At 74.6% G+C, this 23,222-nt stretch carries 24 protein-coding genes; 15 read left to right on the forward strand and 9 right to left on the reverse strand.

Translation table 11 applies throughout. The annotated features are described in order from the left end of the window. The 6 genes from PAI11_RS26645 to PAI11_RS00060 all read left to right on the forward strand — a co-directional run. The coding region (locus PAI11_RS26645) for a hypothetical protein (RefSeq protein WP_040597352.1) at positions 1–236 on the forward strand (236 nt) is incomplete at its 5' end. After that, on the forward strand, positions 233–1,240 hold the full coding sequence (locus PAI11_RS00040; RefSeq protein ID WP_081488166.1) for a CbiQ family ECF transporter T component: 1,008 nt from the start codon (positions 233–235) through the stop codon (positions 1,238–1,240). The genes PAI11_RS26645 and PAI11_RS00040, both read left to right, overlap by 4 nt. Next, positions 1,237–2,862 carry an ABC transporter ATP-binding protein gene (locus tag PAI11_RS00045; RefSeq protein ID WP_007569531.1) on the forward strand — a complete coding sequence of 542 codons (1,626 nt, stop codon included), beginning with the start codon at positions 1,237–1,239 and terminating at the stop codon, positions 2,860–2,862. Before PAI11_RS00040 ends, PAI11_RS00045 begins: the two co-directional genes overlap by 4 nt. Then, a complete protein-coding gene (locus PAI11_RS00050) occupies positions 2,859–3,506 on the forward strand; it encodes an ECF transporter S component family protein (protein WP_007569533.1) in 648 nt (215 codons plus the stop codon). The genes PAI11_RS00045 and PAI11_RS00050 overlap by 4 nt, the downstream gene beginning before the upstream one ends. Further along, complete coding sequence (locus PAI11_RS00055; RefSeq protein ID WP_040597354.1) at positions 3,503–4,156, forward strand: MotA/TolQ/ExbB proton channel family protein; 654 nt, start codon at positions 3,503–3,505, stop codon at positions 4,154–4,156. The genes PAI11_RS00050 and PAI11_RS00055 overlap by 4 nt, the downstream gene beginning before the upstream one ends. Then, a complete protein-coding gene (locus PAI11_RS00060; RefSeq protein WP_007569537.1) occupies positions 4,153–4,455 on the forward strand; it encodes a DUF2149 domain-containing protein in 303 nt (100 codons plus the stop codon). Before PAI11_RS00055 ends, PAI11_RS00060 begins: the two co-directional genes overlap by 4 nt. 21 nt (positions 4,456–4,476) lie before the next feature. Here the strand turns inward: PAI11_RS00060 and PAI11_RS00065 are convergent, their stop codons facing one another. Then, entirely contained in the window at positions 4,477–5,103 is a 627-nt protein-coding gene (locus PAI11_RS00065) for a TetR/AcrR family transcriptional regulator (protein ID WP_040597381.1), read from the reverse strand. A gap of 56 nt (positions 5,104–5,159) precedes the next feature. Between PAI11_RS00065 and PAI11_RS00070 the strand changes: the two genes are divergently transcribed. Continuing rightward, positions 5,160–5,840 (forward strand): enoyl-CoA hydratase/isomerase family protein, encoded by a 681-nt coding sequence (locus PAI11_RS00070; RefSeq protein WP_007569541.1) that lies wholly within the window; start codon positions 5,160–5,162, stop codon positions 5,838–5,840. On the opposite strand, the gene PAI11_RS00075 is transcribed toward PAI11_RS00070, so the two are convergent. Beyond that, positions 5,837–6,226, reverse strand: a complete 390-nt coding sequence (locus PAI11_RS00075) for an arsenate-mycothiol transferase ArsC (protein WP_007569543.1) — start codon at positions 6,224–6,226, stop codon at positions 5,837–5,839. The two genes, PAI11_RS00070 and PAI11_RS00075, sit on opposite strands and share 4 nt — an antisense overlap. A 42-nt stretch (positions 6,227–6,268) precedes the next feature. Continuing rightward, on the reverse strand, positions 6,269–7,384 hold the full coding sequence (arsB, locus tag PAI11_RS00080; RefSeq protein WP_007569545.1) for an ACR3 family arsenite efflux transporter: 1,116 nt from the start codon (positions 7,382–7,384) through the stop codon (positions 6,269–6,271). Positions 7,385–7,530: 146 nt separating this feature from the next. On the opposite strand from arsB, the gene PAI11_RS00085 reads away from it, so the two are divergent. Next, the gene (locus PAI11_RS00085; RefSeq protein WP_007569547.1) at positions 7,531–7,884 is read left to right on the forward strand and encodes an ArsR/SmtB family transcription factor; all 354 of its coding nucleotides are present in this window, start codon (positions 7,531–7,533) and stop codon (positions 7,882–7,884) included. Positions 7,885–7,891: 7 nt separating this feature from the next. On the opposite strand, the gene PAI11_RS00090 is transcribed toward PAI11_RS00085, so the two are convergent. Further along, a complete protein-coding gene (locus PAI11_RS00090; RefSeq protein WP_007569549.1) occupies positions 7,892–9,274 on the reverse strand; it encodes a class II 3-deoxy-7-phosphoheptulonate synthase in 1,383 nt (460 codons plus the stop codon). 175 nt (positions 9,275–9,449) lie between these two features. Here PAI11_RS00090 and PAI11_RS00095 point away from each other — a divergent pair, with 175 nt between their 5' ends. Genes PAI11_RS00095 through PAI11_RS00105 form a run of 3 tightly spaced genes read left to right on the forward strand, consistent with a single transcriptional unit; the run spans position 9,450 to position 13,179 of the window. Then, entirely contained in the window at positions 9,450–10,505 is a 1,056-nt protein-coding gene (locus PAI11_RS00095) for an iron ABC transporter substrate-binding protein (RefSeq protein ID WP_007569551.1), read from the forward strand. Next, positions 10,502–12,070, forward strand: coding sequence for an ABC transporter permease (locus tag PAI11_RS00100; protein ID WP_138974021.1), 1,569 nt, complete (start codon positions 10,502–10,504; stop codon positions 12,068–12,070). Before PAI11_RS00095 ends, PAI11_RS00100 begins: the two co-directional genes overlap by 4 nt. Next, the gene (locus PAI11_RS00105) at positions 12,067–13,179 is read left to right on the forward strand and encodes an ABC transporter ATP-binding protein (RefSeq protein WP_007569558.1); all 1,113 of its coding nucleotides are present in this window, start codon (positions 12,067–12,069) and stop codon (positions 13,177–13,179) included. Before PAI11_RS00100 ends, PAI11_RS00105 begins: the two co-directional genes overlap by 4 nt. Positions 13,180–13,204: 25 nt before the next feature. Here the strand turns inward: PAI11_RS00105 and PAI11_RS00110 are convergent, their stop codons facing one another. Beyond that, positions 13,205–13,807: a cadmium resistance transporter gene (locus PAI11_RS00110; RefSeq protein ID WP_007569559.1), complete on the reverse strand. Its 603-nt coding sequence runs from the start codon at positions 13,805–13,807 to the stop codon at positions 13,205–13,207. Between the two features lie 79 nt (positions 13,808–13,886). On the opposite strand from PAI11_RS00110, the gene PAI11_RS00115 reads away from it, so the two are divergent. The 3 genes from PAI11_RS00115 to PAI11_RS00125 all read left to right on the forward strand — a co-directional run bounded on the left by PAI11_RS00115 (position 13,887) and on the right by PAI11_RS00125 (position 17,080). After that, a complete protein-coding gene (locus tag PAI11_RS00115; RefSeq protein WP_007569561.1) occupies positions 13,887–14,663 on the forward strand; it encodes a DUF6683 family protein in 777 nt (258 codons plus the stop codon). A gap of 84 nt (positions 14,664–14,747) precedes the next feature. Next, complete coding sequence (locus PAI11_RS00120; protein ID WP_007569563.1) at positions 14,748–15,107, forward strand: ArsR/SmtB family transcription factor; 360 nt, start codon at positions 14,748–14,750, stop codon at positions 15,105–15,107. Then, positions 15,104–17,080, forward strand: coding sequence for a heavy metal translocating P-type ATPase (locus tag PAI11_RS00125; RefSeq protein WP_007569564.1), 1,977 nt, complete (start codon positions 15,104–15,106; stop codon positions 17,078–17,080). Before PAI11_RS00120 ends, PAI11_RS00125 begins: the two co-directional genes overlap by 4 nt. Positions 17,081–17,099: 19 nt before the next feature. On the opposite strand, the gene PAI11_RS00130 is transcribed toward PAI11_RS00125, so the two are convergent. Then, positions 17,100–18,326 carry an MFS transporter gene (locus PAI11_RS00130; RefSeq protein ID WP_007569566.1) on the reverse strand — a complete coding sequence of 409 codons (1,227 nt, stop codon included), beginning with the start codon at positions 18,324–18,326 and terminating at the stop codon, positions 17,100–17,102. Positions 18,327–18,472: 146 nt separating this feature from the next. On the opposite strand from PAI11_RS00130, the gene PAI11_RS00135 reads away from it, so the two are divergent. Then, positions 18,473–18,847, forward strand: coding sequence for an ArsR/SmtB family transcription factor (locus tag PAI11_RS00135; RefSeq protein ID WP_007569567.1), 375 nt, complete (start codon positions 18,473–18,475; stop codon positions 18,845–18,847). On the opposite strand, the gene PAI11_RS00140 is transcribed toward PAI11_RS00135, so the two are convergent. From PAI11_RS00140 to PAI11_RS00150, 3 genes are all read right to left on the reverse strand, one after another. After that, positions 18,844–19,284, reverse strand: a complete 441-nt coding sequence (locus PAI11_RS00140; protein ID WP_007569568.1) for a MarR family winged helix-turn-helix transcriptional regulator — start codon at positions 19,282–19,284, stop codon at positions 18,844–18,846. The two genes, PAI11_RS00135 and PAI11_RS00140, sit on opposite strands and share 4 nt — an antisense overlap. After that, positions 19,281–20,732: an MFS transporter gene (locus PAI11_RS00145; RefSeq protein WP_050897038.1), complete on the reverse strand. Its 1,452-nt coding sequence runs from the start codon at positions 20,730–20,732 to the stop codon at positions 19,281–19,283. The genes PAI11_RS00140 and PAI11_RS00145 overlap by 4 nt, the downstream gene beginning before the upstream one ends. Before the next feature lie 87 nt (positions 20,733–20,819). Continuing rightward, positions 20,820–23,198, reverse strand: coding sequence for an ATP-binding cassette domain-containing protein (locus tag PAI11_RS00150; protein ID WP_040597357.1), 2,379 nt, complete (start codon positions 23,196–23,198; stop codon positions 20,820–20,822). Positions 23,199–23,222: the final 24 nt, after the last annotated feature.

The following is a 23,222-nucleotide window of genomic DNA, read 5'->3' on the forward strand; positions in this document are numbered from 1 at the left end:
TCGCCGGTCTGCGGCCGCTCGACGGCGCCGCGCGCCCGCGGCCGCTGGTGCGCGACTGGGGCCTGGTGGCGGCGACGCGCGCACGCACCGAGCCGCCGACGTGGGTCGTCACCGGTCGTGACCCGTCCGCCGCCGCGCGGGCCGCTCGGGAGCTGCGGGAGCGGTCGCTGGCGGGGCATTTCGCGGTCGCCTTCGACGTGGGCCGGCCGCTGTCGCTGCCGGCGGGGACGCGATGATGCGGACGGTCGCGGCGGCCGGCGCACCGACCGACACGGCGCCGGGTCGCTGCGCGCGCGCCGGCCGCGCGGCCGGCGGCCTGCTGATCGCGATGACCTACCGCCCGGGCACGAGCGTCCTGCACGTCGTACGGCCGGCGATCGGGGCCGGATACTGCGCGGCGCTGATCGTCCTGACCCTGACCGTGACGCACCCGCTGGTCCTGGCGGGGCTGCTGGCCGGCGTGCTGGCGGCCGGGGCAGCGACCGGGGCCCTGGCGGCGCAGCGCCGGGCGCTGCTGCTCGGCCTGCCGATGGCGCTGCTCGTCGTCCTGGTCAACGGCCTCGCGTCGCGCCACGGCGTGACCGTCGTCGCCCGCCTTGGCAGCCTGCCGGGGCTCGGCCGGATCGACGTCACGGCCGAGGCGCTGGCGGCCGGCGCGCTGCTCGGTCTGCGGCTGCTGGTCGTCGTGCTCTGCGGCGTCCTGCTGGCGCGGGCGATCGATCCGGACGGGTTGCTGCGCGCGGCCCGGCGCTCGTGGCCGCAGGCGGCGCTGACGGCCGCCCTGTCACTGCGGATCGTCCCGGTCCTGGCCCGCGACGGGCAGCGGATGGCCGACGCCCGCCGCTGCCGCCCACCGGGGACCGCGGGCGCGGCGACCGACCGCGCGGCCCGGCTGCTGGTGCTGCGGTCGGTCACGGGCTCGGTCCTCGACCGCGCCACCGACCTGGCGACGACGCTCGAGCTGCGCGGCCATCGCCTCGGCGGCCGCGCGGTCCGCGACCGGCATCCGTGGTCGCGTCACGATCGCGCCGTCGCAGCGGCCTCGCTGGCGCTGGTGGCGCTGGCCGCCGCGATCGTGGCGTCGCGGGCCGCTGGCGGCCACGGGCTGCTGACCCAGGTGGCGGCGGTCGGCACGACCCCGCGGCTGTCGATCCCGATCGACGCCGCCACGGTCGGGCTGTCGCTCGCGCTGCCGCTGCTGATCGGCGCCCCGCTGCTGGCCCGCCGGGGGCGATCGTGAGCCCCGCGCTGGAGCTGGAGGCGGTCTCCTACGCCCACCCGGGCGGCGGGCTCGCCCTCGACGGCGTCTCGCTGCGGATCGATCCGGGCCAGCTGGTCGTCCTCGCCGGGGATTCGGGATCGGGCAAGTCGACGCTGCTGCACGCCGCCTGCGGCCTGGCGCCCCACACCCTCGGCGGCACGCTGGCCGGCCACGTCCGGGTCTTCGGCCGCGACACGCGGCGGGAGGGGCCGGCGGCGCTGGCGGCGGTCTGCGGGACGGTGCTCCAGGACCCGGAGACGCAGGTCGTGCTGAACAGCGTCCGCGCGGAGCTGGCGCTGCCGCTGGAGCTGCGCGGCGGCGACGCCGTCGAGGTCGCCCGCGGCGTCGAGGAGGTCGCGCTCGCGCTCGGGATCGAGCGGCTGCTGGACCGCGCCACGCACGAGCTGTCCGGAGGCGAGCTGCAGCGGGTCGCCCTGGCGGCGGCGCTCGCGCCCGGCGTCGGCCTGCTGCTGCTGGACGAGCCGACCGCCCAGCTCGATCCCGTCGCCGGCGACGAGCTGGTCTGGCTGCTGCGGCGGCTGAACGAGGAGCACGGGACCGCGGTCGTCCTGGCCGAGCATCGGCTCGACCGCTGCCTGCACCACGCCGACCGGGTGATCGCGCTGCGGCACGGCCGACTGGCCTGCGACGCGACCCCGGACGAGTTCCTGGAGTGGGCCGCAGACGCCGAGCCGGGCCTGCTGCCGCCGGCCGCGCGGCTGTTCGCGGGCGCCGGTCTGCGCCCGCTGCCGGTCGGCGTGCGCGACGCGCGCCGGACCCTGGGGAACGCCGGGCAGAGCGCCGAGCACCGCCACGACGGCAACGGCGATCGCAGCGCGACCCCGGCCCGGGCTCCGCGGTGGCGGCGCCGCGGCTCCGCCGGGAACCCGCCGCCCGCGGTCGCCGTTCGCGGCCTCTGGCGCGAGCCGGCGGCCGGACCGGCTGCCCTGCGCGGGATCGACCTGGAGCTGCGGGCCGGCGAGCGGGTCGCCCTGATGGGACGCAACGGGGCCGGCAAGTCGACGCTGCTGCGGGTCCTGGCCGGCCTCGATGCCGCCTCCCGCGGGCGGGTCGCGACGACCGGTCGCGTCGGTCTCCTGACCCAGCGCCCGCGGGACTACCTGCTGCACGACCGGGTCGGCGACGAGACCTCGCCCGAGGCCCTGGAACTGGTCGGGATGGCGGACCTCGCCGACCGCCATCCGCTCGACCTGTCCGGCGGGCAGCGGCAGCGCCTGGCCCTCGGCGTCGTCCTCGGCGGCGGCGATCGGCCGGCCCTGATCGCGCTCGACGAGCCGACGCGGGGGATGGATGCCGCGGCCCGCCGGGCGCTCCTGACGCAGCTCGACCGGCTGGCGTCGGAGGGGACGGCGGTGCTCGTGGCCACGCACGACGTCGAGTTCGCCGCCGAGCTGGCCGAGCGCGTGCTGCTGCTGGCCGACGGGCGGCTGATCGCCGACGGCCCGGCCGGGTCGATGCTCTCCGGCGGCTGGTACTTCGGCACCCAGACCGCGCGGATCGTCGGACGGCCCGGGATCCTGACCCCCGAGCAGGGCGCCGCGCTGCTGCGCGACCGCGACCCGATCGAGGCCGGCGCGTGACCTGGGCGCTGCCGGCGCTCGGGCTGGTCCTGGTCGCCGTCGCGGCGGGGCTGGCCTGGTACGAGCGCGGCCGGCCGACGGCGCGGGTCGTGGCCCTGGTCGCGACGCTGGCCGCGCTGGCCGCGCTCGGCCGGATCGCCTTCGCGCCGCTGCCGAACGTCAAGCCGACCACCGACATCGTGCTGCTGTCCGGCTTCGTCCTGGGCGGCGCGCCCGGGTTCGCCGTCGGCGCCGTCGCGGCCCTGACGTCGAACTTCGTCTTCGGCCAGGGCCCCTGGACGCCCTGGCAGATGGCGGCCTGGGGCGCGGTTGGACTGCTCGGGGCGCTGGTCGCCCGCTTCGGGCACCTGGCGACCGGCCGCTGGTCGCTGGCCCTCGCCGGCGCGCTCGCCGGACTGCTGTTCGGCCTCGTGATGGACCTGTCGACCTGGCTCACCGCGACGGCCGTTCCGGAGCGTGGGACGCTGCTGGCGATCCTGGCCACGAGCGCGCCCTTCAACCTGCTGCACGCGGCCGGCAACGCCGTCTTCGCGTTCGTCTTCGGGCCGGCGTTCGTGACCGCGCTGCGGCGCTCGCGCGATCGGCTCGACGGCCGCTTCGTCCCCGCCGGCGTCGATCCGCGGACGCCGGGAGGGCTGCGATGAGCCCGCCATTGGCCGCCGACCGGATCGGCGACGCGCTGTCGGGGATCTCGTCGGCGCTGGCGGTGCCTGTCCAGGTCGCGGCGCTGCTCCTGCTGCTGCTCCTGGCGTTCGAGCTGGGTCGCGCGGCCGCCGAGGGCTGGCGGCGGCTGCGACCCGGTGCCCCGCGGCTGCTCGAGCTGGCCGGCCGGGCGCTGGCCGACCCGCGACAGGGGCGCGAACTGGCCCGGCTGGCCCCGACCGCGATCGCCGGAGCGGCCCTGGGCGCGATCTCCGACGCGGTCGGGACCGGCAATCGCGACGCCGTCGAGCAGGCGCTGGCCGACTACGAGCTGGCGGTCCAGCGGCGCCTCGACCGCACCCGGATGCTGGTGCGCGCCGGGCCGGCGGTCGGGCTGATGGGCACGCTGATCCCGCTGGCCCCGGGCCTCGCGGCGCTCGGGCGCGGCGACATCGCGGGCCTGGCCGCCGACCTGAGAACGGCGTTCGCCGCGACCGTCGTCGGGCTGCTCGTCGGCACGGTCGCGTTCGCACTGACGCTGGCTCGCACCCGGCGGGCGACCGAGGACCTGGCCGCCCTCGAGCGGGCGGTGGAGACCGCGGGTGCCGCGCCGCCGACGACCGTCGCCCCGGTCGTGGAGCGGGCCGCGTGAGCCGCACCGGGCTCGGCCGTCACGGCGGCCTCGGCGACGACGTCGGCGATCCGCTCGATGGCCTCGTCAACCTGTTCGACGTCGGCATCGTCCTGGCGGTCGCGTTCCTGGTCGCGGGCCTGGGCCTCGCGACCGACGCGCGGACCGATCGGCGGGCGGCGAGCCCGACCCGCAGCGGCGAGCGGACCCTGACGACGCCGAGCGACCAGCAGCGGGCCCGCGGCCGCGGCGAGGCGGTCGGCACGGTCTACCGGCTGCCGGACGGGCGGCTGGTGCTGGCCGATCCCGGGGCGCCCTAGGCAGGGCGCCCGGGTCGGTGCTCAGCCCCGCGTCGTCGGCCCCGGCAGCTCCCCGAGCACGCCGACGACCGCCGCCCGCAGCGCGCGCAGGGGATCGATGCGGCGCTCGCGACGTCCGTCGAGCAGGCTCGACGGCAGGTCGACGACGCAGACCGCGACGGTCTCGATCGCCTCGCGGTCGCCGCGGCCCCAGAGCGCCGCCGCCAGCCGGCGGAGGACGTCGAGCAGCTCGCGGTCGAGGTCGAGCAGCTCCGCGGTCAGCGGCTCCGAGAGCCCGTCCGCGATCAGCGCCTCGCGCCGGTGCTCGATCAGCACCCGCGCGCTGGCGGGCGCGTCGCGGCGCAGCAGGTCGAGCGCGGCCGCGGCGGCGACGGTCGCCTCGACGGCCGCTTCCCAGCCGGGGGCATCCCCGCTCAGGTGCTCGTCGATCGCCGCCCGCTGGACGACGAGGAAGCGGCGGGCGGCCCGCAGCCACATCCGGCCCAGGACCTCGGCCCGCGAGCCGAACGCGTGGTAGAGCGATCCGCTGGGGGCTCCGGCGCGCTCGGCGATCGCGCGGATCGTGAGGGCCGGCTCGCCGCCCTCGGCCAGCAGCTCCTCGGCGGCGTCGAGCAGCGCGTCGAGGTCGTGGAGGCGAGGGCGGGCCATCGCCACGACCATATCGCACGACCGTTCTAGAACAAGCGCTCTGATATCGTCGCGGCATGCCACAGCTGCGCCGCGACGGTGACGTGTTCGTGCTCGACCTCGGGGAGGGGGAGAACCGCTTCGCGCCCGACTGGGTCGCGGGCGTCGAGGACGCCCTGGCCGAGGCGACGGCCGCTCCGGCGCCGCGCGCGTTGGTCACGGCGGCGACCGGGAAGTTCTGGTCCAACGGCCTCGACCTGGAGTGGATGGCCGGCGCGCAGGACCAGGTGCCGGCGTTCCTGACGCGGGTCCACGAGCTGTTCGCGCGGGTCCTCGAGGCCGGGATCCCGACCGTCGCCGCGGTCCAGGGGCATGCGTTCGCGGCCGGGGCGATGCTCGCGACCGCGCACGACGTGGTCGTGATGCGCGAGGACCGCGGCTACTTCTGCGTGCCCGAGGTCGACCTGGGCCTGCCGTTCACGCCCGGGATGAGCGCGCTGCTGCTGGCGCGGCTGCCGCGCCGCACCGCCCACGACGCGATGACCACCGGCCGCCGCTACACCGGTCCGGAGGCGGTCGCCGCCGGGATCGCCGACGCCGTCGCCCCGGCCGACGAGCTGCTCGAGCGGGCGGTCGGGATCGCCGCCGCGCGCGCCGGCAAGCAGGCGGGCACGCTGCACGCGATCAAGCGCGGGATCCACGGCCCCGCGCTCGAGGCGCTGCGCGGGCCGCACGGCTTCGGCGCCGCGGCGGCCTAGGCCAGCTCGTCGAGCAGCCGCCGGACCCGGCGGTCGATCTCGTCGCGGGTCGCGCGCACGTCGTCGAGCGAGCGGCCGGCGGGATCCTCGAGCTCCCAGTCGAGGTAGCGGACGCCGGGCACGAACGGGCACTCGTCGCCGCAGCCCATCGTGACGACGACGTCGGCCCACTCCGCCAGCTCGCGGGTCAGCTTCTGCGGGACCCGATCGGAGAGGTCGATCCCCAGCTCGGCCATCGCGGTCAGGACCTCGGGGTGCAGGTGCTCGGCCGGGGTGGTCCCGGCCGAGCGGGCCTGGTGCCCGGGGCCGGCGTGGCGGGTGAAGAGCGCCTCGCTGATCTGGGAGCGGCCGGCGTTCTGCAGGCAGACGAAGAGGACGTTGCTCATCGGGGACCTCGGCGGGTTCGGGGCTCGGTCGGGCGTGGCGGATCAGGTGCCGTCGGCGACGGGCCGGGCCGGCGGGCGGCGGCCGGCGGCGTCCTCGGCGGGGTACCAGCGGCGCCGGATCCAGAGCGCGACGTAGACCAGCGCGACGAGCACCGGGACCTCGATCAGCGGTCCGACGACGCCGGCCAGGGCCTGGCCCGAGGTGGCGCCGAAGACCCCGATCGCGACGGCGATCGCCAGCTCGAAGTTGTTGCCCGCGGCGGTGAACGCCAGCGAGGCGGTGCGGGCGTAGCCGACGCCGATCCGGCGGCCGATCAGGAACCCGGCGGCGAACATCAGGCCGAAGTAGGCCAGCAGCGGCAGCGCGATCCGGGCGACGTCGAGCGGCCGGCTGGTGATCTGGTCGCCCTGGAGCGCGAACAGCATCGCGATCGTGAACAGCAGGCCGTAGAGCGCCAGCGGCCCGATCCGCGGGAGGAACCGCTGCTCGTACCACTGCTCGCCGCGGCGGCGGACGCCGATCACGCGGGTCAGGGCGCCGGCGGCCAGCGGGATCCCCAGGAACACCAGGACGGTCCGGGCGACCTCCCAGATCCCGATCGAGAAGCCCTCGGTGTCGAGTCCCAGCAGGTCCGGCAGGGCGGTCAGGTAGAACCAGCCGAGCAGGCTGTAGGCGACGATCTGGAAGACGGAGTTGATCGCGACCATCAGCGCGGTCGCCTCGCGGTCGGCGCACGAGAGGTCGCTCCAGATCAGCACCATCGCGATGCAGCGGGCCAGGCCGACGATGATCAGGCCGGTCCGGAACTCGGGCTGATCGGCCAGCAGCAGCCAGGCCAGGGCGAACATCAGCGCCGGCCCGATCAGCCAGTTGAGGACCAGCGACGCGACCAGCATCCGGCGCGTCTCCGGGGTGTTCATCGTCGCCATCCGGTCGTAGCGGACCTTGGCCAGGACCGGGTACATCATCAGCAGCAGGCCGAGCGCGATCGGCAGCGAGACCGTGCCGACCGACAGCGAGTCGAGCGCGTCGTCGAGTCCGTCGACGGCGGTCCCGAGGCCCAGCCCGATCGCCATCGCCAGCACGATCCAGAGCGGCAGGAAGCGGTCGAGGGTCGACAGGCGCTGCAGCACGGGGGCGGTGTCGGGGGTGCTCACGGGCGAGGATCCTAACAATCGACACCCATCACTTCAATCGATGGATATAGATTGAAGACGATCGATCTGGAGTCGGCCGCCGCCCCGCTAGCACTGGATCGGCAGCTCTCGATCTGATCGATGGCCATCGGTGCTAGCGTGCCCCCATGGCCGTCGACCTGGAGCTGACCCCGAAGACGAAGCGGGCGCCCGGCGAGCCCTGCTGCGAGCCGGTCGTCTACCCCGACGTCGACCGCGAGCGGGCGCTGCGGATGGCTGAGGTCGCCAAGGCGATCGGCGATCCGATCCGGCTGCAGGTGGTGGACGTGCTGCGCAAGCACGCGGGCAAGGTCTGCGTCTACGAGCTGGAGCCGCTGTTCGACGTCTCGCAGTCGACGCTCTCGCACCACCTCAAGAAGCTCCGCGACGCCGGCATCGTCGACAGCGAGCGCCGCGGGCTCTGGGCCTACTACTACGTGCTGCCGGACGCGCTCGACGAGCTCGCCGCCTGGCTGGGCTGAGCGGCCGTCAACCGCGCGGCTGGAGCATCTCGGCCACGAGGAACGACAGCTCCAGCGACTGCTGGGTGTTCAGCCGCGGGTCGCAGGCGGTCTCGTAGCGCGAGCCGAGCTGGTCGTGGGAGATCTCCTGGGCGCCGCCGAGGCACTCGGTGACGTCCTCGCCGGTGTGCTCGACGTGGATGCCGCCGGGGTGGGTGCCGAGCGCGTGGTGGACCTCGAAGAAGCCCTTGACCTCGTCGACGACGCGATCGAAGTGGCGGGTCTTGTGGCCGCTCGGCGACTCCTCGGTGTTGCCGTGCATCGGGTCGCACTGCCAGACCACGACGTGGCCGGAGTCGCGGACCGCCTCGACGATCGACGGCAGCGTCTCGCGGACGTTGCCGTTGCCCATCCGCGAGACCAGCGTGACCCGGCCGTCGACCTTGTCGGGGTCGAGCGCCCGGACCAGCGCGAGCGCGTCGTCCGGCGTGGTCTTCGGGCCGAGCTTGACGCCGGTCGGGTTGGCCGTCAGCGCCGCCAGCGCGACGTGGGCGCCGTCGATCTGGCGGGTCCGCTCGCCGATCCACTGCTGGTGGGCGGAGAGGTTGTACAGCCGGTCGCCCTCCAGTCGCAGCAGCGCGCGCTCGTAGTCGAGCACGAGCAGCTCGTGGCTGGCGTACAGCTCGGTGCTCTTGAGCGAGCTGTCGTCGACCCCGCAAGCGTCCATGAAGCGCAGGCTGCGGTCGATCTCGTTGGCCACCCGCTCGTAGCGCTCGCCGGCGCGCGACTCGGCGACGAAGTCCATGTTCCACTCGTGGACGTGGTGCAGGTCGGAGTAGCCGGCGCCGGTGATCGCCCGGGTCAGGTTCATCGCGGCCGAGGCGTTGGCGTAGGCGCGCAGCATCCGGACCGGGTCCGGTCGCCGGCCCTCGGGGGTCGGCTCGAGCGCGTTGACCATGTCGCCGCGGTACGACGGCAGGCCGAGCGCGTCGACGTCGGAGCTGCGCGGCTTCGCGTACTGGCCGGCGATCCGGGCGATCTTCACGACCGGCATCGAGGTCCCGTAGGTCAGGACGACCGCCATCTGCAGCAGCGTCCGGATCGTGCCGCGCAGGTGCGCCTCGGTGTTGTCGACGAAGGTCTCGGCGCAGTCGCCGCCCTGGAGCAGGAACGCCTCGCCGCGAGCGACCGCGCCCAGGCGCTCCTGCAGGCGATCGACCTCGGCCGTGACGGTGACGGGCGGGACGGCCTCGAGCAGCCCGCGCACGCGCGCCGTGTAGTCGGCGTCGGGCCACGACGGCTGCTGGAGCGCTGGGCGCGCGAGCGCCTCGTCGAGGGCCTCGCGCAGCGCGGGCGGCAGCGGCGGCAGGACGGGCAGCGAGTCCGCCGGGATGTCGATCGTCCAGTTCACGCCTGACAGCCTACGGACCGTCGCCGCGGGGCCGATCGTCGGTGGGGTCGACGCGGGCCGCGGCGCGCGAGCGCCGTGGCGCCGCTCATGCTCGGTTCCCGCGCGTGCGGTTTACTTCGGCGTCCCTTAGTTCGCGCGCCCTAACCGCGCTGATGCCTCCGACCCGAGAGATCGCATGTCGCTGAACCTCCGCCGTCTGACCCCGCTCGCCGCGATCGCCGCGCTAGCCCTGCCGCTGGCCGCCTGCGGCTCCGACGACTCGTCCTCGGGTGCCTCGACGAGCGGCAAGGCCTCGTCCGACGGCGGATCCGTGACGCTGTACAACGCGCAGCACGAGGATCTGATGAAGCTGATGACGGCGCAGTTCACCAAGGAGACGGGCATCACGGTGAAGATGCGCAACGGCGATGACCTGGAGATGGCCAACCAGATCGTGCAGGAGGGCGACGCCTCGCCGGCCGACGTCTTCGCGACGGAGAACTCGCCGGGGATGACGCTCGTCGACCGCGCGGGCCGCTTCGCCAAGCTCGACGACGCGACGCTGGCCCAGGTGCCCGCGCAGTACTCGCCGACGAACGGCAACTGGACCGGGTTCGCGGCCCGCTCGACCGTCTTCGTCTACAACACGACGAAGCTGAAGAGGGGCGACCTGCCGAAGTCCCTGCTCGACCTCGCGGATCCGAAGTGGAAGGGCCGCTTCGGCTACTCGCCGACCGGTGCCGACTTCCAGGCGATCGTCTCGGCCGTCCTGGCGCTGAAGGGCGAGGCCGCCACGAAGGCCTGGCTCGCCGGCCTGAAGGCGAACGCCGAGCCGTTCGACGGCAACAGCACCGTGATGAAGGCGGTCTCCGACGGCAAGGTCGAGGGCGGCGTGATCTACCACTACTACTGGTACCAGGACCAGGCCGAGGCGGGCGACAACAGCAAGGACACGAAGCTGCACTTCTTCGGCAACCAGGACCCGGGGGCCTTCACCAGCGTCTCGGGCGCCGGCGTCCTGAAGTCGAGCAAGAACCAGGCGAACGCGCAGAAGCTGGTGCGGTTCCTCAGCTCCCGCAGCGGCCAGCGGGTGCTGGCCGACTCGAGCGCGCTCGAGTACACGCTCGCCGACGGCGTCGCCGCGAACAAGGCGCTGCCGCCGCTGACGAGCCTCGACGCGCCGAAGGTCGACGTCACGAACCTCAACAGCCAGAAGGTGATCGAGCTGATGCAGGACGCAGGGATCCTCTGAGCACCTGGTCCCTCGACCTGGCTGGGCGGCGGGGACGGGCGGCGCGCCGCCGCCGCCCGTCCCCGTTGGTGCTGCTCGCGATCCCGACGGTCGCGCTGACGCTGATCCCGCTCGGCTTCATCGTCGTCTCGGCGATCAGCACCGGCGCCGACGAGCTGTGGCGGCTGCTGGTGCGCCCGCGGACCGGCGAGCTGCTGAGCAACACCGCCCGGCTGACGGTCGCGACGATCCTGACCGCCGGCGTGATCGGGACCGCCGCGGCCTGGGCGGTCGAGCGCACGAGCCTGCCGGGCCGGAGGATCCTGCACCCGCTGCTGGTCGCGCCGCTGGCGGTTCCCGCCTTCGTCAACAGCTACGGCTGGGTGTCGCTGGCGACCTGGGCCGAGGGCTTCCACGGGGCGCTGCTGATCGTCACGCTCTCGTACTTCCCGTTCGTCTACCTTCCGGTGGCGGCCTCGCTGCGCGGCCTCGATCCCGCGCTGGAGGACGTCGCTCGCTCGCTCGGCCACGGCCCGGTCCGGGTCTTCGCCCGCGTGGTGCTCCCGCAGCTGCGCCCCGCCCTGCTCGGTGGCTGCCTGCTCGTCGGGCTGCACCTGCTGGCCGAGTTCGGCGCGCTGCAGATGCTCCGCTTCCCGACCTTCACGACGGCGATCTACGACCAGTACAAGTCGACCTTCAGCGGACCGGCCGCGTCGGGCCTGGCGACCGTGCTCGCGGTCGGCTGCCTGCTGCTGCTGACGATCGAGCTGCGAGCGCGCGGGCACCGGCGCTACGCCCGGGTCGGGTCGGGCGCCCGCCGCGATCCCGAGCGCGTGCAGCTGGGCCGCGCCACGCTGCCGGTGCTCGGGGCCGTCGTCGCGCTGGTCGTGCTGGCGCTCGGCGTCCCGCTCGGCAGCATCGTCCGCTGGCTCGTCGTCGGCTCGTCGACGGCGTTCCCGGTCGGCGACCTGGTCTCCGCCGCCGGCACCACGGCCCTGCTCGCGGCGCTCGCGGCCGCCACCGCGACGGTCGTCGCGCTGCCGATCGCCTGGCTCAGCGTCCGCCGGCCGGGACGCTGGAGCACGATGATCGAGCGCAGCACCTACTTCGGCAGCGCGCTGCCGGGGATCGTCGTGGCGCTGGCGCTGGTGACCGTCACGATCCGCTGGGCGACGCCGCTCTACCAGACGACGGCGATGCTGGTGGCCGCCTACGTGATCCTGTTCCTGCCGCGGGCGATGGTCTCGCAGCGGGCGGCGCTGGCGCAGGCGCCGCCGGTGCTCGACGACGTGGCGGCCGCGCTCGGCGCTGGCCCCGTCGCGCGGATCCGGCGGGTCACGCTGCCGCTGATCGCGCCCGGGCTCGGCGCGGGCGCGGCGCTGGTCTTCCTGGCCGTCGTCACCGAGCTGACCGCGACCCTGCTGCTGTCGCCGATCGGGACCGCGACGCTGGCGACGAAGTTCTGGAGCGCGACCACCAGCGTCGCCTACGGCGCCGCGGCGCCCTACGCGGCGCTGATGGTCGTCGTCTCGATCCCGGCGACCCTGCTGCTGACGCGGCGGACCGGGGGAGCGACCGCCACGTGAGCACGCTCGAGGTCCACGGCGTCCGCCGCCGCTTCGGCGCGACGACCGCGCTCGACGGCGTCGACCTGGAGATCGCCGAGGGCACGCTGACCGCGATCCTCGGCCCGTCGGGCTGCGGCAAGACGACGCTGCTGCGGATCGTCGCCGGCTTCCTGCGCGCCGACGCCGGCAGCGTCCGGATCGCGTCGGCGCTGGTCGCGTCGCCGGAGCGCCATGTGCGCCCCGAGCAGCGCCGCGTCGGCTACGTGCCGCAGGAGGGAGCGCTGTTCCCGCACCAGACCGTGGCCGCGAACGTCGCCTTCGGGCTGCCGCGCCGCGAGCGGCGGGCGCGGACGGGCCGCGCGCGGGTCGCCGAGCTGCTCGAGCTGGTCGGCCTGCCGGCGACCTTCGCCGACCGCCGCCCCGACGAGCTGTCGGGCGGCCAGCAGCAGCGCGTCGCGCTGGCGCGCGCGCTCGCCCCGAAGCCGTCGCTGGTCCTGCTCGACGAGCCGTTCGCGTCGCTCGACGCGCGCCTGCGCGAGGACACCGGTCGCGCGGTCGCCGGCGTCCTGCACACGACCGGCGCGACCGGGCTGCTGGTGACGCACGACCAGGACGAGGCGCTCTCGCTGGCCGATCACGTCGCGGTGATGGACGCCGGCCGGATCATCCAGCACGGCACGCCGCAGGAGGTCTACGCGGCGCCGGCGTCGCGGACGGTGGCGGGGTTCCTCGGAGCGACCGTCCTGCTGCCGGCCGAGGTCCGCGGCGGCCGCGCCGTCTCGGCCATGGGCTCGCACCGGATCGCGGGCCGCCAGGCGGACGGCCCGGGGACGGTCCTGGTCCGCCCCGAGCACGTCGACCTCGTCGAGCCGGGATCGGGGATCGAGGGAACGGTGCTGGCGGTCCGCTTCCACGGCCACGCCGCGGACATCGAGGTCCGGGTCGGGGACCACGTCCTGCTGGCCCGCGCGCCCGGGACCCAGCTGCCGGGCGTCGGAGACGTCGTCCACGTCGTCCTGCGCGAGCCGGTTCGGGTCTTCCCGGCCGCCGCGTCGGCGGACGTCGGCGGACGCGCGATCGACGATCAGCCGCTGCAGGCGACCGGCGCCGACAGCGTCAGCTCGTAGCGATCGACGCCGCCTACCGGTGCCGCTAGAGCCGTCCGAGCGCCCCGGACTCCAGCAGGATGACCACGCCGATCGCGACGAAGACGACGGGCACCAGCCAGTGGCCGTGGCGCTGGAGCAGCGCGACGATCGGCCGGTGCGATCCGAGCCACGATCCGAGCGCGCACCAGGCGCCGACGAGGACGGCGAAGACGGCGATCGAGATCAGGCTCGCGCCGAGGTCGATCGAGCGGAGCATCGGCGTGTAGACCGAGATGTTGTCGGCGCCGTTGGCGAGCGTGACGGCGGCGACCGACGCGAACCCCGTGGCGACGGCGGGGGCGGGTGGCTCCGCGTCGCCCCACGAGCGGATCGCGGACCGGAGGCCGACCAGCCCGAGCGCCAGCGGCACCAGCCCGAGCAGCCCGACCCGGTCGTCCGGCACCACCACCAGGCCGAGCGCGGCGATCGCCGAGACCGCGACCAGCAGGCCGACGCCGGCGTACTGGCCGGCCCAGATCTGCGCCGCGGTCGGCCGGCCGTGCGCCCGGGCCGCGAGGAACAGCACCGTCAGCACGATCAGGTCGTCGACGTTGGTGCCGACGAAGACCCCGGCGGCCGTCGCGATCCGGGCCAGGGTCTCGAGCACGCCGGCAACCGTAGCCGGTGTGGTCGCGATCCCCCGGACGGAGGAGGACGCCGAGCGTCGACGTGCCTAGAGTGGCGCCATGCGACGAGCGACGATCGTGATCGGAACGCTGATGCTGGCGACGGCCGCGGTGCCGGCGGCGGCGCAGGCCGACATCTACAACCCGACGACGATGGAGTCGATCCCGACCAGCTACTACTACCCGCCGCCGGCACCCTCGTACGACCCGCCGCCCGCCTACTACCCGCCGCTCAGCCAGACGACGTCGGGGTCCTCGTCCGGCTCCTCGTCGGGGTCCAGCAGCCCGGCGAAGATCGACCGGATCGTCGGCTACCGGCGCTCGCCGAAGCTCTCGCGGACGGTCAACCGCCAGATGGCGGCGCTGTTCGTCAAGCGGCTGGGCAGCAAGAACTTCAACCGGCGGCGGTTCCTGAAGGAGGCCGACAAGGGCACCTTCCGCGCGGCGTTCCGGCGCCTGGTCAAGCCGCTGGGCTGGTCGGACACCGACTACGCCGACGCGCTGGCGGCGTTCACCGTCTCGTCCTACATGATCGCCAACGGGCTCGAGGAGCTGTCCGGCAGGGAGCGCATCGGCGCCCAGATGATCGAGCAGGACCTCCGCCGGAAGCTGCGCGGAGACCGCAGGATGCGGCGGATGAGCGCCCGCGGCCGTCAGATCGCGACCGAGCGCCTGAACACCGTGACCGTGATCCAGACCGTCCAGTGGGCGACCAGCTCCGCGACGTCGCGGGCCCAGCAGGCGGACGCGATCCGCCACGCCGGGCAGCGGACGTTCGGCGGCGACCTGGGACTCGTGACGCTCGGCTACGACGGCTTCGAGCCGCGGCAGCCGTAGAGCCCGGTGACGGGCGACCCGCCGGGCCGGCCCGGCGGGTCGCCCGTCGCACTCCGATGTTCGTACGTTCGTTAGGATGTGCGTATGGCGGACGACCACTGCGACCTGCTGTGCCTCGACCTGGAGCGGGCCGAGGTGCTGCGGCGCGCGCGCCTGGAGGCCGGCGCGGCCGCGGCGGCGGCGGAGCGCGCCGCAGCCCTCGGCGATCCGACCCGGGTGGCGATCGGGCGAGCGCTGCGCGACGGAGGGGAGCTCTGCGTCTGCGACCTGTCGTGGGTCGTCGAGCGACCGGAGAAGCTCGTCTCCCACCACGTGCGGAGGCTGCGCGTCGCCGGTCTGGTGACGAGCCGCCGCGACGGCAGGATGGTCATGTACTCGCTGACCCCGAGCGGGGCGGTCCTGGTCGATGCCGTCGAGGCCACGCTGGCCGGGGCGGTGGCATGAGCGAGGAGTGCTGCGGCCCGAGCGCGAGCTACGACGACTGCGGATGCGAGATCCGCGAGGTCGACGAAACGCCGCAGCGGCTGCGCGACGTCCGCGAGATCCAGCTCGCCGCGATCGCCGGCGCCGCCCTGGCCGTCGGTCTCGGGCTCTCGCTGGCGGACCTGTCGATCCCGGCGCGCGTGGCCGAGGCGACGGCGATCGCGGCGGGTGGCCTGACGTTCATCCCGCAGTCGCTGCGCGCCCTGTGGCGGGGGCGGCTGTCGGTCGCGACGCTGATGACGATCGCGGCGATCGGCGCGATCCTGCTCGGCGAGGTGGCCGAGGCCGCCACGCTGGCGTTCCTGTTCTCGGTCAGCGAGGCGCTGGAGAGCTATGCGCTGACGCGGACCCGTCGCGGGCTGCGGGCGCTGCTGGATCTCGTGCCCGACCGGGCGCGCGTGCTGCGCGGCGGCCGTGAGGTCGAGGTCGACCCGGCGGCGCTGCGGCCGGGCGAGGTGATGGTGGTCCGTCCGGGCGAGCGGCTGGCCACCGACGGGACGATCCGGGCCGGGCGCTCGGCGCTGGACTTCTCGGCGATCACCGGGGAATCGGTGCCGGTCGAGCGCGGCCCCGGCGAGGAGGTGCTCGCCGCCGCGATCAACGGCGGCGGCGCGCTCGAGGTCCAGGTCACCGCCCGCACCGGCGAGAGCTCGCTGGCGCGGATCGTGCGGATCGTGGAGGAGGCGCAGGAGCGCAAGGGCCGCGGGCAGCGGATCGCGTCGCGGATCGCCCGTCCGCTGGTCCCCGGCGTGCTGATCGCCGCGACCCTGATCGCGGTGATCGGCAGCCTCGCCAGCGGGGACCCGGGCGAGTGGATCGGCCGCTCGCTCGTCGTGCTCGTCGCGGCTGCCCCCTGTGCGTTCGCGATCTCGGTGCCGGTGACGGTGGTGGCCGCCATCGGCGCCGCCACCCGCTCCGGCGTGCTGATCAAGGGCGGCGCGGCGCTCGAGGCGCTCGCCAGCGTGCGCGCGGTCGCCTTCGACAAGACCGGCACCCTGACCCGCAACGACCCGCAGGTGGTCGAGGTGCTGCACGATGAGCGCTACGCGCGCGGCGAGGTCCTGGCCCTGGCCGGCGCGCTGGAGGCGCGCAGCGAGCACCCGTTGGCGCGCGCGATCCTCGCCTCGAGCCCCGGCGTGCCGGCGGCGTCGGACGTGCAGGCCCATCCCGGCGACGGCATCTCCGGTCGGGTCGACGGCGTCCCGGTGCGGCTCGGCCGTCCCGGCTTCGTCGATCCCGGGCGGTGGTCCGAGCGGGTGCTGCAGCTCGAGCGCGCCGGCGCGACCGTGGTGCTGCTGGCGCGCGACGGGCGGACGGTCGGCGCGATCGCCGTCCGCGACGAGCTGCGTCCGGAGGCCGCCGAAGCGGTGCGCCAGCTCCACGGCATCGGGATCGCCGCGGTCGCGATGGTCTCCGGCGACAACGAGCGGACCGCCAACGCGCTCGCCGGCGAGGCCGGGATCGATCGGGTCCACGCGCAGCTGCGCCCCGAGGGCAAGGTCGACGTCGTCGAGCGCCTGCAGCGGGAGCAGCCGGTCGCGATGGTCGGTGACGGCATCAACGACGCTCCCGCGCTGGCGAGCGCCCGGGTCGGGATCGCGATGGGGGCGATGGGCACCGACGTCGCGATCGAGAGCGCCGACGTCGCGTTGATGGGCGAGGACCTCCGGACGCTGCCCCGCGCGATCGTCCACGCCCGCCGCGCCGACCGGATCATGCGCCAGAACCTGCTGCTCTCCGGCGCCATCATCGTGGCGCTGATCCCGCTCGCCGCGACCGGCCTGCTCGGCCTGGCGGCGGTCGTCGCGATCCACGAGCTCGCCGAGGTGGTCGTGATCGGCAACGGGGTGCGAGCCGCCCGCCGCGGCGCGTTCGCGACCCCGGAGCCGGAGCGCCGTCCGCCGACGGCGGCGCTGCGGCCGTTCGCCGCCTGACCGCCGCCGGCCGCCGCGGTCAGGCGGGGTGCAGGCTGGCGTCGCCGGCGACGGTCGGCGTCGGGCGCCAGAGCCAGGCGGCGGCGACGACCGAGATCCCGGCGATCGCGGCCAGCACGATCGCGACCTGCGAGAGGCCGATCAGCGCGCCGAGGGCGCCGGCGACCGGATACGTCACGAGCCAGCAGGCGTGGGAGAGCGAGAACTGGGCGGCGAACAGGGCCGGCCCGTCGTCGGCCTGGGCGGACTGCTGCACCAGCCGTCCCGCGGGGGTCTGCGCCAGCGCCAGCCCGACGCCGAGCAGCGCCCAGACGACCAGCAGCATCGCGTAGCTCGAGACCGCGGCGGTCGCGACCAGGCCGGCGACGAGCAGCGCGCCGCCGGCCAGCATCAGCGAGCGGTCGCCGAAGGCGCGCAGCAGCCGGGGGAGGGCGACGGCCGCGAGCATCGCCCCGAGCCCGGCCGCTCCGAGCGCGATCGCGACGGTGGCGTCGCCGCCGCGGCCGAGCTCGTCGTGGACGAGCAGCACCGTGTTGACGATCACCATCGCCGAGGCGGCCGCGACCCCGACGTTGAGGGCCAGCAGGCCGCGCAGGCGCGGCACGGCCAGGTAGCGACGGGTCCCGAGGCTGACGCGCGCCCACCACGACCCGACGCCGGCTCGCGCGGTGGCGGTCGCGGCGGGCAGGCGGATCGAGCGGACCAGGAGGGCGGAGCAGAGGAACGCCACGCCGTTGGCGGCGAACAGCTCGTGGTAGCCGACCAGCAGCAGGGCGGCGGCCGCCAGCGCGGGGCTGGCGAGGCTCTCCAGCTCGTAGGCCAGGCGCGACAGCGACAGCGCGCTGGTGTAGGACCGGTCGTCCTCGAGCACGTCGGGGATCGTGGCCTGGAACGTCGGGGTGAATCCGGCCGAGCAGGCGTTCAGCAGGAAGATCAGGACGTAGACCTGCCAGACGGCGGTGACGAACGGCATCGCCAGGGCGGCGAGGGCGCGGGAGAGGTCCAGGCCGACCAGCAGCCGCCGGCGGTCGACGCCCGCCAGCAGGCCGGTCGTCAGCGGCGCGATCACGACGTAGGCCACCATCTTGAGCCCCAGCGCGATCCCGAGCACGGTGCCGGCGTCGGCCCCGGCCAGGTCGTAGGCCAGCAGCGCCAGCGCGACCGAGGTCAGGCCGGTGCCCAGCAGCGCGATCACCTGGGCGGTGAACAGGCGGCGGTAGACGGGGTGGCGCAGCGGCGCGAGCATCGGGCGATCGGCGGCGGGAGGCGGGGCCCACCCTCCCAATATATGCACAATCGCTCATATATGCATACGTCGGCTGGCGGACGCGATGGCCGCGCCGTGCCGGCGATCCTGCTCGCCACGGACGCCGGGGTGCCTATGATCGGGGCGTGCCGCACCCCTCCGAGCACGAACCGGCCGGCCGACCCCTCAGCGGCGTCGAGGCCGCGGCCCTGGCCGAGGGCCTGCAGGCGTTCGCGACCGCCAGCCGGCTGCGGCTGCTGTGGGCGCTCCTGGACGGCGAGCTGCCGGTCGAGGAGCTGGCCCAGCGGAGCGAACTCACGCCGAGCGCCGCCTCGCACCAGCTGCGGGTGCTGCGCCAGGCGCGGCTGGTCGCGGTCCGGCGCAGCGGGCGCCAGGCGTTCTACCGCCTGCACGACCACCACCTGCCCGACCTGCTGGCGTCGATGCGCCACCACCACGAGCACGTCCATCCTCCGGCCGGCGCGTTCGCCCCGGAGGCGGAGCGCACGAGCGCTCGCTAGTCGCCGCCGTCGGCGGCGAGCTGCTGGAGGCGCTCGAGCACGCGCAGCAGGCTCGCGACCTCGTCGGGCGGGAGCGCCCGCAGCGCCGGCGGCGGCTGGTCGAGGATCTCCCTGGCGCGCACGGCGGCGGCGCGGCCGGCCGCCGTCAGCTGCACCAGCTTCGCCCGCCGGTCGTCGGGGTGCGGGGTCCGCTGGACCAGTCCTCGCTCCTGGAGGTCGTCGACGATCAGCGTCGCGTACGGGGGGTCGGCCCCGAGTCGCGCCGCCAGCTCGCGGAGCGTCAGCGGCTGGTCGACGAGCCGGCGCAGTGCCCGGGTGCGCGCGAAGCTCAGGCCGAGCGCCTCGGTCACGGCGGTCCTGCGGTCGGCGTCGAGCACCAGGTCGGACATCGCCCGCCAGGCGCGACGCGCGGCGTCGGCGGTCGCGTCGTCGCTCATGCCCGCACCGATGCCTCGGCCAGGCGACGCGCGGTGCGCGTGGCGCTGGCCTGCGCCGCCGAGGTGCTCGCGGCCAGGCCGAGCGCCACGACGGCGACGCCGAGGGCGCCGATCAGCCACCACGCGGGGTGGCTCGCCGGCGACAGGTCGGCGTGCAGCGAGTCGCCGACCCCGGCGGTGGCCACGGCGCCGACCAGCGCGACGCCGACGGTCTGCCCGATCTGCCGGCTCGTCGATGCGACGGCGGCGGCGACGCCGGCCTGGCTGGGCGGCATGCCCGAGACCGCGGTGTTGGTGATCGGCGGGTTCACGGCGCCGAACCCTAGCCCGAAGGCGCAGTAGGCGAGCAGCAGCCAGGCGAGCGACGTGTCGGGGCCCAGCGACACGAGCATCACGCTGCCGACGCCCAGTCCCAGGCCGCCGACCACCAGCGGGCCGCGCGCCCCGCGCGACGCGACCACGCGGCCGGCGATCGGGCCCGCCAGCACGGTCATGAGCGCCATCGGCAGCGTGCAGAGCCCGGCGCCGACGGGCGACAGGCCGCGGACCTCCTGCAGGTAGAGGGTGTTGACGAACAGGAACCCGCCGAAGGCCATGAACGTCGCGACGGCGATCACGGTCGATGCGGCGAACGGCCGGCTGGTGAAGAACCGCAGCTCGATCAGCGGGTCGCTCGTCCGCAGCTCGTGGCGCACGAGCGCGAGAAGTGCGACAGCGGCCGTGACCGCGAGGGCGACGATCGGCGGCGAGCCCCAACCGAGGCCCGGGCCCTCGATGATCGCCGAGGTCGCCGTCGCCAGCATCACGATCACCAGCAGCTGGCCGAGCGGGTCGGGGCGGCGCGGGCGCGGGGCGCGGGACTCCGGCACGAAGCGCGCGGTCAGTGCGATCGCGACCAGGCCGATCGGGATGTTGACCAGGAACACGGCGCGCCAGCTCAACTCGACCAGCGCGCCGCCGAGGACCGGTCCCAGCGCCATGCTGACGCCGACGACGGCGGCCCAGACGCCGATCGCCCGGGCCCGCTCCGCCGGATCCTCGAACGTGTTGCGGATGATCGACATCGCCACCGGGTTGAGCATCGATCCGCCGACGCCCTGCAGCACGCGGAAGGCGATCAGCCACTCGATCCCCGGCGCGAGGCTGCAGCCGAGCGACGCGACGGTGAACAGCGCCAGGCCGAGCTGGAACACGCGAGCGCGGCCCAGCCGGTCGCCCGTCGAGCCGCCCAGCATCAGCAGGCTCGCCAGCGACACGGTGTAGGCGGCCGTCGTCCACTGCAGGCCGGACACCGAGGCGTCGAGGTCCTGCCGGATCGCCGGCAGGGCGACGTTGACGGCGGTGGCGTCCATCCCCACGATCAGCAGGCTCAGGCAGCAGATCGCCAGCACGACCCGGGGCTGTGTGCGGGCCCGCCGGTCGGTGGGGGCCGAGATCGATATAGCCATACAATGACTATAGCAATATAACTATCTGCTCCAGGCGTCCGGGTTGCGGGCACGGCCGCCGGCGGCGCCGGCCGCGCACGGTTGCGATCAGGCGCCGACGTAGGCCGCCAGGTGCTCGCCGGTGAGGGTCGAGCGGCCGGCGACCAGCTCGGCGGGGGTGCCCTCGAAGACGATCCGGCCGCCGTCGTGGCCGGCGCCCGGGCCCAGGTCGATGATCCAGTCGGCGTGCGCCATGACCGCTTGGTGGTGCTCGATCACGATCACCGACTTGCCGGAGTCGACGAGCCCGTCGAGCAGGGCGAGCAGCTGCTGGACGTCGGCCAGGTGCAGGCCGGTGGTCGGCTCGTCGAGGACGTAGATCCCGCCTTTCTCGGCCATGTGGATCGCGAGCTTCAGGCGCTGGCGCTCCCCGCCCGAGAGCGTGTTCAGCGGCTGGCCCAGGCTGACGTAGCCGAGGCCGACGTCGGCCAGCCGGCTGACGATCTTGTGGGCGGCGGGCAGCTTGGCGTCGCCGTCGGCGAAGAAGGCGGCGGCGTCGTCGACCGACATCGCCAGCACCTCGGCGATGTCCTTGCCGCCGAGCTCGTACTCGAGCACCTCGGCCTGGAACCGCTTGCCCTCGCAGTCCTCGCACGGCGTCGAGACCGTGTCCATGAAGCCGAGCTCGGTGATGATCACGCCGGCGCCCTTGCAGGTCGGGCAGGCACCCTCGGAGTTGGCGCTGAAGAGCGCCGGCTTGACGCCGTTGGCCTTGGCGAACGCCTTGCGGATCGGATCGAGCAGGCCGGTGTAGGTCGCGGGGTTGCTGCGCCGCGAGCCCTTGATCGCGCCTTGGTCGACCGCCACCACGCCCTCGCGCGACGACACGGCGCCGTGGATCAGCGAGCTCTTGCCGGAGCCCGCCACGCCGGTGACGACCGTCAGCACGCCGAGCGGGACGTCGACGTCGACGTCCCGCAGGTTGTGCGTGCTCGCGCCGCGGATCTCGAGCACCTCGGCCGCGGTCCGGACCTGCGGCTTCAGCGAGGCGCGGTCGTCCAGGTGGCGCCCGGTCAGCGTGCCGCTGGCGCGCAGCCCGTCGACCGTGCCCTCGAAGACCACCTCGCCGCCGGCCGCCCCGGCGCCGGGGCCGAGGTCGACCACGTGGTCGGCGATCGCGATCGCCTCCGGCTTGTGCTCGACGACGAGCACCGTGTTGCCCTTGTCGCGCAGCTCCACCAGCAGTTCGTTCATCCGCTGGATGTCGTGCGGGTGGAGTCCGATCGTCGGCTCGTCGAAGACGTAGGTGGCGTCGGTCAGCGACGAGCCGAGGTGGCGGATCATCTTGACCCGCTGGGCCTCGCCGCCGGAGAGCGTGCCGGAGGGCCGGTCGAGGCTCAGGTAGCCCAGGCCGATCGCGGCGAACGCGTCGAGCAGGTGCTGCAGGCCGCCGAGCAGCGGCGCGGCCGACGGCTCGTCCAGGCCGCGGACCCAGGCGGCCAGGTCGCTGATCTGCATCGCGCAGCAGTCGGCGATGCTGATTCCCGCGACCTTCGACGAGCGCGCCGACTCGCTGAGGCGGGTGCCGTCGCAGTCGGGGCAGGTGGTGAAGGCGACCGCCCGGTCGACGAACGCGCGGACGTGCGGCTGCAGCGCCTCGCGGTCCTTCGACAGCATCGACTTCTGGATCTTCGGGATGATCCCCTCGTAGGTGAGGTTGACGCCCTCGACCTTGATCTTGATCGGCTCGCTGTGGAGCAGGATCTCCCGCTCGCGCTCGCTGTACTTGCCGATCGGCTTGTCGACGTCGAGCCCGGACCCGCGGAACAGGCGGCCCTGCCAGCCGTCCATGCTGTAGCCGGGGATCGTGAGCGCGCCCTCGTTGAGCGACTTCGCGTCGTCGTAGAGCGCCGACAGGTCGATGTCGGAGATCCGGCCCATGCCCTCGCAGCGCGGGCACATCCCGCCGAGGTAGACGCGCTTGCGGACGACGATCCGCTCGCCCTTGCCCTTGTCGACCGACATCGCGCCGCTCGCCGTGCGGGTCGGCACGTTGAACGCGAACGCCTGCGACGAGCCGATGTGCGGGTCGCCGAGCCGGCTGAACAGCACCCGCAGCATCGCGTTCGCGTCGGTGACCGTGCCGACCGTCGACCGCGGGTTGGCCCCGAGCCGCTCCTGGTCGACGATGATCGCCGTCGTGAGCCCCTCGAGGACGTCGACGTCGGGCCGTGCCAGCGATGGCATGAAGCCCTGCACGAAGGCGCTGTAGGTCTCGTTGATCAGCCGCTGCGACTCGGCCGCGATCGTGCTGAACACCAGCGAGCTCTTGCCCGAGCCCGAGACGCCGGTGAAGACGGTCAGCCGCCGCTTGGGCAGCTCGACGCTGACGTCCTTGAGGTTGTTCTCGCGCGCGCCGTGGACCCGGATCAGGTCGTGGCTGTCGGCGGCGTGGGGCATGGGGTCGGTCGTCGGGGCGGTGCTCATCGGGTCTCCATCGGTCGGGCCGAG

This window comes from Patulibacter medicamentivorans (genome assembly GCF_000240225.1).
In the GTDB taxonomy this organism is placed as follows: domain Bacteria; phylum Actinomycetota; class Thermoleophilia; order Solirubrobacterales; family Solirubrobacteraceae; genus Patulibacter; species Patulibacter medicamentivorans.